General features: G+C 58.4%; 15 protein-coding genes and 1 tRNA gene. 11 read left to right on the top strand and 5 right to left on the bottom strand.

The features are described from left to right. Window positions 1-48: 48 nt before the first annotated feature. Window positions 49-121, top strand: a tRNA-Val gene (locus WG939_RS09640). 156 nt (window positions 122-277) lie between these two features. On the opposite strand, the gene WG939_RS09645 is transcribed toward WG939_RS09640, so the two are convergent. Then, window positions 278-1,147 (bottom strand): DUF1963 domain-containing protein, encoded by an 870-nt coding sequence (locus tag WG939_RS09645; RefSeq protein WP_339985144.1) that lies wholly within the window; start codon window positions 1,145-1,147, stop codon window positions 278-280. Window positions 1,148-1,176: 29 nt separating this feature from the next. Here WG939_RS09645 and cbiB point away from each other — a divergent pair, with 29 nt between their 5' ends. After that, on the top strand, window positions 1,177-2,118 hold the full coding sequence (cbiB, locus tag WG939_RS09650) for an adenosylcobinamide-phosphate synthase CbiB (RefSeq protein WP_339985146.1): 942 nt from the start codon (window positions 1,177-1,179) through the stop codon (window positions 2,116-2,118). Here the strand turns inward: cbiB and WG939_RS09655 are convergent. From WG939_RS09655 to WG939_RS09665, 3 genes are read right to left on the bottom strand one after another with little or no spacing between them, the layout of a single operon-like run. Next, window positions 2,035-2,889 (bottom strand): SURF1 family cytochrome oxidase biogenesis protein, encoded by an 855-nt coding sequence (locus tag WG939_RS09655; RefSeq protein WP_339985148.1) that lies wholly within the window; start codon window positions 2,887-2,889, stop codon window positions 2,035-2,037. The genes cbiB and WG939_RS09655 overlap by 84 nt on opposite strands. Window positions 2,890-2,901: 12 nt before the next feature. After that, on the bottom strand, window positions 2,902-3,432 hold the full coding sequence (locus tag WG939_RS09660; RefSeq protein WP_339985151.1) for a low molecular weight protein-tyrosine-phosphatase: 531 nt from the start codon (window positions 3,430-3,432) through the stop codon (window positions 2,902-2,904). Then, the gene (locus WG939_RS09665; protein ID WP_339985153.1) at window positions 3,410-4,063 is read right to left on the bottom strand and encodes an HAD-IA family hydrolase; all 654 of its coding nucleotides are present in this window, start codon (window positions 4,061-4,063) and stop codon (window positions 3,410-3,412) included. Before WG939_RS09665 ends, WG939_RS09660 begins: the two co-directional genes overlap by 23 nt. Window positions 4,064-4,097: 34 nt before the next feature. Between WG939_RS09665 and cobC the strand changes: the two genes are divergently transcribed. The 9 genes from cobC (at window position 4,098) to WG939_RS09710 (ending at window position 12,885) form a co-directional block, all read left to right on the top strand. Next, window positions 4,098-5,111, top strand: a complete 1,014-nt coding sequence (gene cobC, locus WG939_RS09670) for an Rv2231c family pyridoxal phosphate-dependent protein CobC (RefSeq protein ID WP_339985155.1) — start codon at window positions 4,098-4,100, stop codon at window positions 5,109-5,111. Window position 5,112: 1 nt separating this feature from the next. Continuing rightward, a complete protein-coding gene (locus tag WG939_RS09675) occupies window positions 5,113-6,240 on the top strand; it encodes a Nif3-like dinuclear metal center hexameric protein (protein ID WP_339985157.1) in 1,128 nt (375 codons plus the stop codon). Window positions 6,241-6,248: 8 nt separating this feature from the next. Further along, window positions 6,249-6,956: a zinc ribbon domain-containing protein gene (locus tag WG939_RS09680; RefSeq protein ID WP_339985159.1), complete on the top strand. Its 708-nt coding sequence runs from the start codon at window positions 6,249-6,251 to the stop codon at window positions 6,954-6,956. Continuing rightward, window positions 6,953-8,053: a bifunctional RNase H/acid phosphatase gene (locus WG939_RS09685; protein ID WP_339985161.1), complete on the top strand. Its 1,101-nt coding sequence runs from the start codon at window positions 6,953-6,955 to the stop codon at window positions 8,051-8,053. Before WG939_RS09680 ends, WG939_RS09685 begins: the two co-directional genes overlap by 4 nt. 10 nt (window positions 8,054-8,063) lie before the next feature. Continuing rightward, complete coding sequence (locus WG939_RS09690; RefSeq protein WP_339985164.1) at window positions 8,064-8,657, top strand: Type 1 glutamine amidotransferase-like domain-containing protein; 594 nt, start codon at window positions 8,064-8,066, stop codon at window positions 8,655-8,657. 73 nt (window positions 8,658-8,730) lie between these two features. Continuing rightward, window positions 8,731-9,837, top strand: coding sequence for an S-(hydroxymethyl)mycothiol dehydrogenase (locus WG939_RS09695; RefSeq protein WP_339985166.1), 1,107 nt, complete (start codon window positions 8,731-8,733; stop codon window positions 9,835-9,837). 2 nt (window positions 9,838-9,839) lie between these two features. Continuing rightward, the gene (locus WG939_RS09700) at window positions 9,840-10,466 is read left to right on the top strand and encodes an MBL fold metallo-hydrolase (RefSeq protein WP_339985168.1); all 627 of its coding nucleotides are present in this window, start codon (window positions 9,840-9,842) and stop codon (window positions 10,464-10,466) included. Between the two features lie 217 nt (window positions 10,467-10,683). Next, window positions 10,684-12,105 (top strand): gamma-aminobutyraldehyde dehydrogenase, encoded by a 1,422-nt coding sequence (locus tag WG939_RS09705; RefSeq protein ID WP_339985170.1) that lies wholly within the window; start codon window positions 10,684-10,686, stop codon window positions 12,103-12,105. A 9-nt stretch (window positions 12,106-12,114) separates the two neighbouring features. Then, on the top strand, window positions 12,115-12,885 hold the full coding sequence (locus WG939_RS09710; RefSeq protein WP_339985172.1) for a nuclear transport factor 2 family protein: 771 nt from the start codon (window positions 12,115-12,117) through the stop codon (window positions 12,883-12,885). Window positions 12,886-12,932: 47 nt separating this feature from the next. Here the strand turns inward: WG939_RS09710 and WG939_RS09715 are convergent, their stop codons facing one another. Next, window positions 12,933-14,393: an NAD-dependent succinate-semialdehyde dehydrogenase gene (locus tag WG939_RS09715; protein WP_339985174.1), complete on the bottom strand. Its 1,461-nt coding sequence runs from the start codon at window positions 14,391-14,393 to the stop codon at window positions 12,933-12,935. Window positions 14,394-14,406: the final 13 nt, after the last annotated feature.

Raw genomic sequence — 14,406 nt, forward strand, 5'->3', positions numbered from 1 at the left:
AAAGTGAGTGCATGATACGCTTCTTCGAGTCGCTAAGCAGTGACGTGCGCGCCTTTAGCTCAGCTGGAAGAGCAGCTGGTTTACACCCAGCAGGTCGGCGGTTCGAGCCCGTCAGGGCGCACAATTGAAAGCCCCTTCGTATGAAGGGGCTTTTCTTGTTTGTTGAGGCAGTTTGACGAGGTTGTTTGGACGAAGATCCGAGGTCACTCCTCGTAAGTGGATCGCATATCCAGGAATCCTCGTCCAAACAACCTCGTCAAACACAACCGGTGGAGCACTAGGTTTGCATGTACACGCCTGCCACCTTGGTGAAATCCCTGGCTGCCAAATCGCTTTTCCGAATCAGGAAGTACACCTCGCCCTCGCGCACTTCCACGTTGGCATAACAAAGCAGATTGACCCACTCGTCGGCGGAATCAGGGGCGATGTAACCTCGGGGATCTGACTGGCAAGGAACCGGGATACCGAGCATTTGGTGGTGCCTCCACTCTGGCTCAACGAAGCAATCGTCAGCCTCACAGAACTCATCGAATTCGTCCGCCCACGGGGACAGCGGGTGGTTGCCTTCGTCGATCAGCTCAAAGAGTGGCTCAGTTTCCGGGCAGAGGGAACCTCGTTGGGGCGTCGTGACGCTAGCGAAGAGCTCACTGGGTTTCGGTGGGTAAATGAGGTGCGCACCTCGGGAAACCAGGGCGGCAGGCGCCTGCGCTGTTTGGAGCTTGTCGACGGGGCTGCGGTCCCATATCACGCGGACTGCCTCGGGGCCTTCCAAGTAGCTGCCGGCGATGTGGTCAAAGAAGAACAGCAACCGTCCGTGGTCGGGCAACAGTTCCGCAACTTCTCCTAGCGCGTGAGCTTCAGCCAGATCGACTTGGGCGAGAAACCATAGCGGTGACGGGCCAGAGGGTAGTTCCTCGGCGGAGACATCGAAGCGCGAGAGATCCGGGTGCACGGACAAATCTGCCACGGGCCACTCAAATTCAGGTGAAACGTCGGGCGTACCGTCAATTCGGGTGCCACCGATTCGGTCAGTAGACACCGGACGGATACCAATAGCAGGGATAAGCTGAGCCATCGCTGGAACGATCGCATGTGCTGGAAGAATATCTACGGCTGTAGCGTGGGCATGGTCCAAACTTTCAAACATGCCCCTTTTCTACCGCCTAGGATGAATGAGTGCATTCAAAAGCTATTCTTCTGGGCCTAGCGCTCGATCGCCTGCTGGGAGACCCGCAAAAGTATCACCCCGTGGCGCTCTTCGGAACAGCCGTAACCAAAGCGGAGAAGAAGCTTTATCAGGACTCTCGGGCGGCAGGGATGGCATTAGTTGGGGTCACGGTCACTCCGGTTGTTGCCACCACCTGGGTGCTCCACAAGAAGGCCCCAACCATCATCACAGCGCTGGCCTTGTGGATCGCACTGGGCGGTCGAACCCTGGAAGAAGTCGGAACGAAGCTGGCGACTGATCTGGAATCCGGGGACGTCGAAAAGGCTAGGCAATGGATTCCATGGCTGTGTTCCCGCGACCCGAAGCTGTTGGATGAGCCGGGAATGGCGCGCGCAGCAGTGGAATCGATAGCTGAGAACACCTCCGATGCTGCGATTTCGCCTATCGTATGGGCTGCCATCGGGGGAGCGCCGGCAGTAGTGCTGCACCGTTGCGTCAACACGCTTGACGCCATGGTCGGATATAAGAGTGAGCGCTACCTAAAGTTCGGCTGGGCAGCTGCGAAATTTGACGATGTGCTGGCGTATTTACCTGCTCGTATTACGGCAGCGACTCACGTTGCCATTGCAAAGGCCAGAGGCAGGGGAAGCAGCGCGATTCGGGCGTGGAAAGAAGACGCTCCACAACACCCGAGTCCCAATGCAGGGCCAGTGGAAGCAACTGCTGCCGCTGCGCTAGGCGTGCAGCTTGGAGGTAAAACTCACTATCACTACGGGGTGGAACTGCGGCCGACGCTGGGGAAAGGTCCCACGCCGACAGTGCAGACGATCAAGGATGCGGTGAAACTAGCCCAGCTGACTCAAGGATTAGTAGCGCTGCTCGTCGTCACGCTGCCAATTGGCTCGCGGGGTATTCGTGCCATAACGGCTACGCTCCGGCGCGCTAACTGAGCCCGCCGCTAGCTCAGCCTGCTCGGCTTCCTCACGGCGTCGCTCTCGCAGCTCGGCAAAGACAAAGTATCCCAAACCAATTGGGGCTAGCAGGCCGAAGGCGATCCACTGGATGCCGTAGGACAAGTGCGGGCCATTATCCAGCTGAGGGAGGGGGAAGGCGGTGATGACTCCGGGTTGGTCCGCAGCCAGCTGGACGTAATCCTTGGCCAAAGTCATACCGGTTAGCCCGGAGATTTCCTCGGTGTCGATGCCAGTGACCATCTGGCGGCCGGATTCGATCGACGGCGCAATGTGCGGGGTGGCCTCGTCTACGCGGGCGTATCCCACGATGGTGACTTTCCCGGAGGGAGCTGCCGGAAAATCAGCAGGGAGCTGGCTGTTTTCCGGACGGGCCCAGCCACGGTTGACGAGGACCACGGTGCCGTCGTCAAGCTGAAACGGCGTGAGTGCGTGGTAGGCGGGGCCGGATTCGACCGGGCGTACGCGCATGACAACCTCGGACTGTTGGAGGTAGTGGCCGGTCATGCGGACACGGAGGTACTCGTTATCGGGCTCCAGAGCGCCATCGGTGCCGAAGACTTGGCTGAAAGGGGCAGGCTCGCTGTCGAAGTGCTCGGCGATCAAATCGTTGCGGTGACTGACCGTCGTGTTCTTGTGGAGCTGCCACGGTGCCAACACGCTGAAGGCCAGGTACGTGAAGGCGATGATGATGGCGAACGTGAAAATCCAGCCCGGCTTCAGGAAGGTTTTCCACACTTTGGAGTTCATAGTTTGCTTAGTCTAGCGCGCAGAGGCACTAGCAAGCATAGTCTTAACCCACTGCAGCATGCCCGGAACCGCAGCCTCGATTTGAGTGCGGGTGGTGACGAAGTCAGATTCGTCGCCGTAGTAAGGATCCTTCACGTCAGCGTCCTCGGGGGAGGCCGGATCGAAAGAACGCAGGAGCCGGATGCGCTCAGGGTAAATGCCACGAGCGGTGAGGTCGGCGACGTGACCATTGTCCAGCGCGACGAAGAGGTCGGCGGTGCGATGGATGTCGCTCAGCTGTGCAGCGCGGTGCTGGGAGCCGTCGTGGCCGGAGTTACGCAGCTCGGCAACAGCACGGTGGTCCGCTTTTTGACCAATGTGCCAGCCACCAATGCCACAGGAGCGAACGCGCACGAAACGAGTGAGACCAGCGTCTTCGATGGCATCCCGGAAGATCACCTCCGCCATCGGGGAACGGCAAATGTTGCCCGTGCATACGAACACCACGTACAGGCTCTCGGTCCGTTCGGTGTCGAAGGCGTTAACGGCTACGCGACCATTCATCAACAATGCTCTCTAACTCAGCTGGAGAGGCCGCCTGGTAGGCAGCCTGTGTGCGTTCTTCCTCGGTTCCGTATCCCCAGGCCACCGCAACTGTGTCGATTCCGAATTCGCGGGCACCTTCAATATCGTGAATACGGTCACCGACCATGAGGATAGTACCTTCCTGTCCGTGAAGCGTCATCGAGTCCAATACGTGGGCAATGACAGCGGACTTGGTGCGTCGTTCCCCATCCTCCTGCGCAGCGCCCATGAAGTCGAAAAACTCCCAAAAGCCGTGGTGGCGCAGTGCCTGTTCGGCAAAGTACTCACCCTTCGAGGTGGCGGTGCACAGGCGGAATCCGGAATTGCGAGCCCAGGAAAGAAACTCGTGCATGCCCGGAAACGGAGAACTCATTTTCCAGCCGGTGTGGCCATAGAAATCTAGGTAATGGGCGAGAGCCATCTGTGCCAGCCCCGGATCCATTCCCAGGGACAGCATGGTGTCGATCATCGGCGGTCCCGCAATTTCCGCGATGCGTTCCTCCGGCGGAATCGGCCAATCCACCTGCTCGAGGGCGTAAAGGAAGCTTGCGCGGATGCCTGGGAAGGAGTCGACAAGGGTGCCGTCGACATCAATGAGTAGCGTATTCACGCACTCCAGTGTGTCAGACAATAGAGTGGTACGGGTGAGTGCCTTTGACCCCTACCGTTTTCACGGCGACATCGATGCCGCCGGCGCTACTGTCGATTTCGCCGTTAACGTGCGCGGCACGAAACCACCTGAGTGGCTGCAACGCACGCTTATCGACGCCATCGGTGACCTCGCCGCGTACCCTTCGACCGCCGATGAACAGCTAGCTCGCAAGGCCATTGCCCAACTTCACGATGTCTCGGAAGAGTCGGTGTTGCTGCTTGCCGGGGCTTCTGAAGGGTTTGCTCTGCTGCCACAACTTGAGCCCAAGAGCGTGGACATCATTCACCCAGGGTTCACCGAGGCCAACGTGGTGTTTCGTCAGGCAGGGATCCAGGTCACCAACCGCGTTCTGCCGGCTCCGTTTGAACTAGATCTGCTCATGGATTCCGGTGACGGGGACATGGTGATTATTGGCAATCCCACTAATCCAACAGGCGTGCTGCACGATCACGAGGATCTCCTGGCCCTCGGCAAGGGGCGCATCCTTGTGGTTGACGAGGCCTTCCTCGATGTCACCGATGAAACCGAGTCCCTTGCACAGCAGGCGGCGATTCGGGAGGACATCATCGTCCTTCGCAGTTTCACCAAGACCTGGGCGCTCGCCGGACTTCGCTGTGGCTATGCGATTGCGCATCCACGGAACGTCGAGAAGCTTGCGGCTAGGCGCCCGCAGTGGCCACTCGGCACCCTCCAGCTTCGCGCGATGGCAGCGATTGCCATGGCTGCAGCGGATGAAGCAGAGAAGGAACGTGGCATCATTGCGGCGGAACGAGCCACGATGCTCGAGGCGTTGGGGCGCGCTGGGTTCGAGATTGCTGCCGCTACTCAGGCACCATATGTGCTGGTGAGGCCTCCGGGAGATGATCCGGAAGGGATGCGACTGCGTTTGAAGGAAGCCGGGATCGCCGTTCGTCGGTGCGATACGTTCCCAGGACTAGATAAAACCTATTGGCGCCTGGCGGTGCGCCCGGCGAATCAACTGGCCAAGCTACTCAAGGAGCTGTGAGATGACCACTGTCGGTGATATTCGGGATGTGCTGGAAAAGGCGTATCCGCCTTATTTGGCTGAGTCCTGGGACAAAGTCGGACTGATCTGCGGCGACCCAGCAGCTGAAGTGACACGCGCGGCCTTTGCCCTCGACTGCACGCAATCCGTGGCCGAAAAGGCAGTGGAGATGGGCGCGCAGATGCTCGTCGTGCACCACCCGCTGCTCTTGCGTGGTGTTACCTCGGTAGCAGCCGATACTCCGAAAGGCAAGGTCATTCACCCCCTGATCACCGGGGGAGTGGCACTGTTCGCTGCGCACACGAATGCTGATTCGGCGCGCCCTGGCGTCAACGATCGGCTCGCGGAGCTGGTTGGCATCACGCCAGGTAGGCCGATCTTGCCAAAGCCTGCTGCTAGTACCGATAAGTGGGGTGTCATGGTGCCAGTCGCAGATGCGGACGCCGTTAAAGCCGCGATCTTTGCAGCCGGTGCCGGGGCGATCGGGCAGTACAGCGAGTGTGCGTTCCAGTTCGAAGGCACCGGGCAATTCCGTCCTTCCGAAGGGGCTAACCCGACGATCGGGACTCGAAATGATCTGGAGAAGGTCGCCGAAGCCCGCATTGAATTCGTGGCCCCAACTGCGCTTCGGGGCGCAATCCACAACGCCCTGCTCGCCGCGCACCCGTATGAGGAACCGGCCTTCGATTGCGTTGCCATGGAAACCTTTGCCGACCTCGACCAGGCCACCGGCTTGGGGCGCATCGGCGAGCTGCCGGAGCCGATGACGCTGCGCGAATTCACCCAGCAGGTAGCTAATGCGCTGCCGGTTACCGAGTGGGGAATTCGCGCCGCCGGAGACCCAGACAAGCTAGTACGCAAGGTTGCCGTATCCTCCGGCTCCGGCGATAGTTTCCTCGACACGATTCGAGGCCTCGACGTAGACGTCTACGTCACCTCTGACCTGCGACACCACCCAGTGGATGAATATCTTCGCGCCGGGGGACCAGCCGTGATCGACACTGCTCACTGGGCAAGCGAATTCCCGTGGTGCCAGCAAGCAGCCGAGATCGTTTCAACAACCGGCGTCGCCACCGATATCATCGATATTCGAACCGATCCGTGGACCTTGTCCGCACACGCCCAGTAGGAGAAGACATGAAGATCACTACCGCAGAACAGAAACTCCTCCTGGAGCTTGCCGATCTCGAACGCACCCTCGATCTGGGGCTCGCTGCTGGATCCGCGGAGCGCACCGAGCTTGCAGCCTTGGAAAAAGAACGTGACCGCCAGCGTGAAGTGACTGCGTCTGCGCAGCTCAATGTTGCAGACGTTGAGTTGGAAATCCGTCGTATCCAAGACGACATGGGCAAGCTCACTCGCCGACTTAATGCGGACCGTGAAGGCCTCGGTGCGGCCACTGACACCGAGCACCGTCGCGACCTCGAGCATGACATTGCTGCTACCTCTCGTCGCCTCTCCGACCTGCAGCAAGAGCTCAAGGAAGCCCACGACGAAATCGCTGCCATGCGCGCCAACGTCGACCGCAACGGCGCGCTTCTCGACGAACTGGAGCGTAAAGTCGCAGCGGCCGCTCGCGCCGCAACAGCAGCAGAGGATGCGCACTCAGCGGAGGACGCAACTGCTCGAGTAACCGAGCTGCGTGAGCAGCTTTCCGTCCAGATCCTTTCTGAATATGACGATCAACGCGGCATTTTTGGTGTTGGCGCAGCAGCTTTCAAGGGCCGTTCTTGCGGTGGCTGCCACATCGTCCTGCCACCAGCTGCGCTGTCCGAAATCCGCGCGACCCCGGCAGACGAAATGCCACGTTGCCCTGACTGCGGCACGTTCCTGGTGCGCGTATGAAAGTAATTATCGAAGCTGACGGCGGTTCCCGCGGAAATCCAGGCGTTGCCGGTTCCGGCACTGTTGTCTACTCGTCTTCCCGGGATGTGCTGCGCGAAATTGCCTACGTTGTGGGCAAAGCCTCCAACAATGTGGCTGAGTACCACGGTTTGTTGCGTGGCTTGGAAGTAGCAGCAGAACTGGGCGCCACCGAGGTTGACGTCTACATGGACTCGAAGCTCGTTGTCGAGCAAATGTCTGGTCGCTGGAAGATCAAACACCCGGACATGAAGGAGCTCGCACTCAAGGCGCAGCAGATCGCCAGGGGGTTTGAACAGATTTCCTACACCTGGATTCCGCGCGAGAAGAATAAGAAAGCCGACGCGCTGTCCAACGTCGCGATGGATGCCTGCGCTGCTGGCAAACCTGTTGGCATCCTTGCGGAGGAAGATCCTGAGCCGGCCAGCGAAAAGAAGGCCGAGGCGACGTGGACCGGAGCGGTAACCAGGCCATTGCGATTGCTGCTGCTTCGACACGGTGAGACATCAATGAGCGTCGCGAAGCAATACAGCGGTACCTCGGATCCGGCCCTCACGCCGCGTGGGGAGCAGATGGCGCAGCAGGCAGCGGCGCGCATCGCTTCAGTTGGCGGTATCGACGCGATTGTGTGCTCGCCGCTGGGCAGGGCTCGTCAGACGGCGCAGTATTGCGCTGATGCGCTCGGCATGAAGGTCGACGTGATGGATGAGCTCGCCGAGCTGGACTTTGGACTCTGGGAAGGGAAGACTTTCGCTGAAGTTATCTCGGCCGATCCTGAGCTGCACCAGAATTGGCTCGCTGACACCAGTGTTTCGGCGCCAGGCGGTGAATCCGTACAAGCTGTGAATCGGCGGGTGAAGAAGGCACTGGAGTCGCTGAAAGAGCAGTACCCTGCGGGGAACGTGCTGGTTGTCAGCCATGTCACCCCGATCAAACTGCTGCTGCGTGCTGCCCTTGATGCGCCGACCTCGGTAGTGAACAAGATCCACTTGGATTTGGCGTCGCTGTCGATCGCCGAGTTCTATGCCGATGGGCCGACCACAATAAAGTTGGTCAACGATACTGCGCATATTCGTTAGGAGTCTTTCCATGAAGTTGCTTTTAGTGTCATGGGGTATCGGTGCACTGCCGGGATTTCTTCCTTCTGGAAGTCGCATTGGTTACATTAACGAAGCGGTCCGCTTGGAAGGTGAGGCCGACTGGATCAACGCTGAGTCCCGTCGGTTGAGCGATCTTGGCTATGAGGTGGTCCATGTGTCGCTTGAGAATTTGGCGACCGAGCTTGAGGACATGGATGCCGTGTATGTGTGCGGCGGAAACACCTTCGTGCTTCTCGACGGCCTAAAGCGCACCCGCGCGGACCAGATCTTGATTGAGCGAGTTCGCGCGGGCTTGCCTTACATTGGTCTCAGTGCCGGGGCAGCCATTTGTGGCTCGCCCATTGAACCCATTCGCTTGATGGATGATGCTGGTGCCGCTCCGGAGCTAGCCTCCACTGATGCGCTTGGCTTCGTACCGCAGGTCATTGTCCCGCATGCCGACGGTGGCTTTGGGCCTTATGACGTTGCCCTGAATGAGCGGATCAACGCCGAATACGGCGGGCAATTCACGTTGCGGAATCTGGGCAATTGTCAAGCACTACTTGTGACGGATGAGGGAGTTCAACTCATCAAGTCCCCTTAATGAAAACCCTCCCCAAAACTGCAGCGTGGGTAGGGTGGGGCATGTTCATTAACCTCAACCAATTGGAGTGTTCATGTCTTACAAGGTGGCAGGCATCATCGCGCGAGAAAAAAGGGCGCCCGTCGAGCGGACGACTATCGTCATCCCGGATCCGGGTCCCAATGACGTGGTGGTTAAGGTCCAGGCGTGCGGTGTTTGCCACACGGACCTCGCGTACCGTGACGGCGACATCGAAGATGCCTTCCCATTCCTCCTCGGACATGAAGCTGCTGGCGTAGTGGAGGAAGTCGGCTCCGCCGTTTCACACGTGGCTGTTGGCGACTTCGTTGTGCTCAACTGGCGCGCGGTGTGCGGTGAGTGTCGCGCTTGCAAGAAGGGCGAGCCAAAGTATTGCTTTGCCACTCACAATGCCTCCAAGAAGATGACGCTGGAAGATGGCACTGAGCTCAAGCCAGCACTGGGCATCGGCGCGTTTGCGGAAAAGACACTGGTTCACGAAGGTCAGTGCACCAAGGTCAATCCCGACGAGGATCCGGCAATCGCTGGTTTGCTCGGATGTGGCGTCATGGCTGGTCTCGGCGCAGCGGTGAACACCGGAAACGTAAGTCGCGGTGACTCCGTCGCTGTTTTCGGTGTTGGCGGCGTCGGCATGGCTGCCATTGCAGGTGCAAAGCTTGCTGGGGCGACGACCATCATTGCCGTCGACCTCTCTGACGACAAACTTGAGATGGCCCGCCAGTTTGGCGCAACCCACACCATCAATTCTTCCGGAACCACTGGAACTGGCGATTCTGACTCCACCGTCGCCAAGATTCGCGAGCTTACCGACGGTTTTGGTGTCGATGTTGCCATCGATGCCGTCGGCCGACCAGAGACCTGGACCCAGGCTTTCTATGCTCGCGATCTTGCCGGCACCGTTGTTATGGTCGGTGTGCCAAACCCAACGGCGCGCATCGACGTTCCCGCCATCGACGTCTTTGGTCGTGGCGGCTCCCTCAAATCCTCCTGGTATGGCGACTGCCTGCCGGAGCGCGACTTCCCAATGTATGTTGACCTGCACCTGCAAGGTCAATTCCCACTGGGAGACTTTGTTTCCGAGCGCGTCGAACTCGACGATGTTGAGGCTGCCTTCGACACAATGAAGACCGGCAAGGTCTTGCGATCGGTGGTAGTGCTGTAACCATGACTCTTCGCATTGATCACGTAGTAACCAACGGAATTTTCGCCCTCGACGGAGGCGAATGGGAAGTAGACAACAACATTTGGATCGTCGGCGATGATTCTGAATGCTATGTCATCGACGCCGCCCACAGCGCAGCGCCCATTATCGAGGCTGTCGCCGGTAGGAAGGTCAAAGGCATCATCTGTACACATGCCCACAATGACCACATCACCGTTGCCCCGGAACTCTCTGAAAAACTCGACGCCCCGATCTTTGTGCACCCCGGTGATCAGATGCTGTGGGAGGAAACCCACGGCTCCTTGGCGCACGAAAACCTGGAGAACCTGCAGAAGTTCCAGATCGCAGGCACCGATCTGCAGGTGCTGAACACTCCGGGCCACAGCCCAGGGTCCTGCTGTCTTTACCTGCCTGAAGCTGGGGAGCTGTTCTCCGGAGACACCCTCTTCCAAGGCGGACCTGGCGCCACAGGGCGGTCCTACAGTTCCTTTGACACGATCATCGACTCGCTGCAGAAGTCGATTTTGACCCTGCCTGCGGAAACCATTGTCCGCACCGGACATGGCGATCACACCACCATCGGCTCCGAGGCACCACACCTGGAAGAGTGGATCAAGCGCGGGTATTAATCAACACGTGCCGAATGTAGCGTCCGAAACGGATCTTTTCTTGCTGAAAAGCTTGTTTCGGACGTTATTTTTATCCCATAGACATTCTGTCGATTATGTATCGGCCACTTTGTACATTTTGTACATTGTCCCTTCCGTGTTCTGTAGGCAAACTGGTCCCAACTGAGAGGCCCGTCACATTTGGGCCCGGTTTCGTAAACAGACACAGGAGGCTAGGATGCAAAAGCTACAGAACTACATCGGTGGAAAACTCGTTGATGCCAACGCAGCCGACACCTTTGAACTGATCAACCCTGTTGACGAATCCGTCAACGGTCTTTCTCCAATTTCCAATGCTCAGGACGTGGATGCCGCTTATGTTGCAGCCAAGGAAGCGTCCAAGGAATGGGGAGCTACTACTCCAGCACAGCGCCAGGAGGCTCTGCTCAAGTTGGCGGATGCGGTGCTGGAGCGTGCGGATGAACTTGTCGCTGCACAGGTCCGCAACACTGGACAGCCTGCATACCTGGTGAAGTCGGAGGAAATCGAGGCCGGTGCCGATCAGATTCGCTTCTTTGCCGGAGCTGCTCGTCAGCTGAACGGTCTGTCTGCCGCGGAATACATGGAAGGAATGACCTCTTACATTCGTCGTGAGCCAATTGGCGTCGTTGGCCAGGTAGCTCCGTGGAATTACCCATTCATGATGGCAGTGTGGAAGATCGCTCCGGCTTTGGCAGCCGGCAACACGATCGTTCTGAAGCCAAGCGAAACTACTCCAGAGTCCACGCTGCTCTTTGCTCAGATCGCTGGCGAGTTCTTGCCGAAGGGTACGCTCAACGTCGTTCTGGGTGACGCTTCCACCGGTGACCTCGTCGTCTCCCATAAGACTCCTGGTCTGGTGTCGATCACTGGCTCAGTCCGCGCAGGTCGCGAGGTGGCCAAGTCGGCAGCTGAAAACCTCACCCGTTCTCACCTCGAGCTGGGTGGAAAGGCACCATGCGTAGTGTTCGGCGATGCAGATCTGGATGAGGCGGCAGCAGGCATCGCAGAAGCTGGCCTGTTCAACGCGGGCCAGGATTGCACGGCCGCCACGCGAGTTTTAGTGGAGAAGTCAGCAGCTGAGGACTTCATCGCCAAGTTAACCAAGGCTGTCTCCGAAACTCAGTTCGGTGATCCCGACAGTGAAGACGTGTTGTACGGACCGCTCAACAATGTGCGTCAGCTTGAGCGCCTGGAGAAGATTTTCGCGGACATGCCAGGCCACGCAAAGGTGGAAACCGGTGGTAAGCGTGCAGATCGCAAGGGCTTCTTCTTCGAGCCGACCGTCGTGACCGGCCTGAAGCAGGATGATGAAATGATCCAGAACGAGATCTTCGGCCCAGTCATCACTGTCCAGACCTTCGACAATGATGATGATGCACTCGAGAAAGCCAACGGGGTGGAGTACGGTCTCGCATCCTCCGTGTGGACCGCTGATGTCAAGCGTTCCCAGCGCTTCTCCCGCGAACTGGACTTCGGTTGCGTGTGGATCAACACCCACATCCCGCTTGTCGCTGAAATGCCACATGGCGGCTTCAAGAACTCCGGCTACGGCAAGGATCTGTCGATCTACGGCCTCGAAGAGTACACCCGCATCAAGCACGTCATGAGCGCGAACTAGGAGACAGCAATGCATAAGGATTTTGTAAAAGACGCACACGTTCGACTTTTCGACGGCCATGACCTCGCAGTCCTCGATGAAGCCTTCGCCCCCGACTTCATCGAACACTCGCCGCTCGTGACTGGCGATCGCGCCGGTCTCGCTGACTTCGTTAAAGAGTGTGGAGAGGCGCTTTCCTACACTCCGCACCGCGTCCTGGGTAACGACGAATTCGTCGCACTCCATGGCCGTTTCGACGGCATCGAGGGCGAATCCTACGTCGGGTTCGATCTCTACCGAGTAGAAAATGGTCTGATAGCCGAGCACTGGGATGGACTGGTTCCGCTGGCCGAACCGAACCCATCTGGTCGCTCCCAGTTGGACGGCCCGACCGAACAGGATGACTCGTTTGGGGACGAGGCTGTTTCTTTTGTCGAGAAGTTCTTCGATGACTTCCTCATCAACCAGAACTACGGCAATATCAGTGAGTACACGGCAAGTGATCAATTCGCCCAGCATGCCAGCGACATTGCAGACGGCGCCAAGGAGATGGCCGATTTCCTCACTCAGCTCAAGAAAGATGGGACACCGTTGGTGTACCACAAGCGCCACCGCGCCCTGGGATTCGGCAACTTCGTCCTCACGCAGTCCGATGGTGAGATCGATGGCGAACGCCACTTCTTCTACGAGCTCTGGCGCGTAGAAAAGGAAGAAGGTCGCTTGGTCGTTGCAGAGCTCTGGGACTCCATCGGCCCGTTGCCAGCGGATTCCGATATGAAGCACCAGCACGGCGCGTTCTAGAGCAATACCAAATAAGCCTCGGCCTGAGTGGCCGAGGCTTATTTCGCTTACAGCGCGATGTACTTTACGTCGAGGTACTCCTCGATTCCTTCGGAACCGCCTTCGCGCCCAAAACCGGATTGCTTGATGCCACCGAATGGTGCCGCAGGATCAGAGATCGCAGCGCGGTTGATGCCAACCATGCCCGCGCGTAGTTCGCGAGCAAGTTTTCGAGCTAGTTGAAAATCCCTGGTGAATCCGTATGCTGCTAGACCAAACTCGGTGCTGTTAGCCATCGCAATGCCCTCGTCGAGCGTTGAGAACGTGGAAATCGTAGCGACGGGGCCAAAGATTTCCTCACTCAGGATCCGAGCATCCGTAGGAACGTCGGCCAGCACAGTGGCAGGGTAGAAGTAGCCGGGGCCGTCGGGGACATCGCCTCCGGTTGTTACTCGTGCTCCTTGAGCAACTGCCTCCGATACGAGTTCGGCAATCCGGTCACGCTGCTTGGACGTGATGACGGGGCCGAGCGTGGTGCCGCCGTCAAGCCCATGCCCCATGCGGACAGCTGACATCGTCTCAGTGAGGCGAGACGTAAATTCTGGTGCGATCGCTGCATCGACAAGGAAGCGGTTAGCAGCAATGCACGCCTCGCCGCCGTTACGCATCTTCGCCTGCATGGCGCAACCAAGCACGAGGTCGAGGTCTGCGTCGGCCGCCACAATGAATGGCGCATTTCCGCCCAACTCCATCGACGTGCGCAACAATTGATCCGCAGATTGGCGCACCAGCAGCTTGCCCACCGCAGTCGAACCAGTAAAGGTGACTTTCCGCAACCGCGGATCGTTCATCAGGCGCGTGGACATCCCAGCCGAATCAGTGGTGGGCAAAATAGCAATGATTCCCGTCGGCGCATTGTGCTTGGCCAACACTTCGCGGACCACGTCACCAAAGAGCAACATAGTCAACGGGGTTTCCGCGGCAGGTTTTACCAAGACCGGGCAACCGGCGGCAAGAGCCGGGGCTATCTTGCGCGTAGCCATCGCAAGCGGGAAATTCCACGGCGTAATCGCCAGCACCGGACCGACCGGAGTGCGGGTGACAACCATCGATCCCGTTCCAGCTGGGGCGGTGGAAAAACGCCCGGGAAGACGCACCGCTTCCTCTGCAAACCAACGTAAGTACTCGGCACCATAAGTTACCTCGCCATGCGCTTCAGCCAGTGGTTTTCCCATCTCCAGCGTCATGGTGCGCGCGAAATCCTCTGACCTAGCGCGCACGACATTGAAGATATCCAGCAAAATTTCTGAGCGCATTCGAGGTGAAAACTTCGCCCATTCGGACTGTGCTGCGACTGCAAGAGAAAGAGCTTCGTCCCATTCACAGGCAGATGAATCTGCAACCTGCGCAAGGATTCGGCCTGTGGCGGGGTCTTCGACATCAAAGGTCTTTCCATCAGTGGCGGGACGAAACTGCCCGCCAATCAAGATGGATGTTGGAACGTTTTTCGGGAGATCGTAAGAGGTCATAGTTCTCCTTTGA

Source organism: Corynebacterium sp. H130, from assembly GCF_037572395.1.
Lineage (GTDB): Bacteria > Actinomycetota > Actinomycetes > Mycobacteriales > Mycobacteriaceae > Corynebacterium.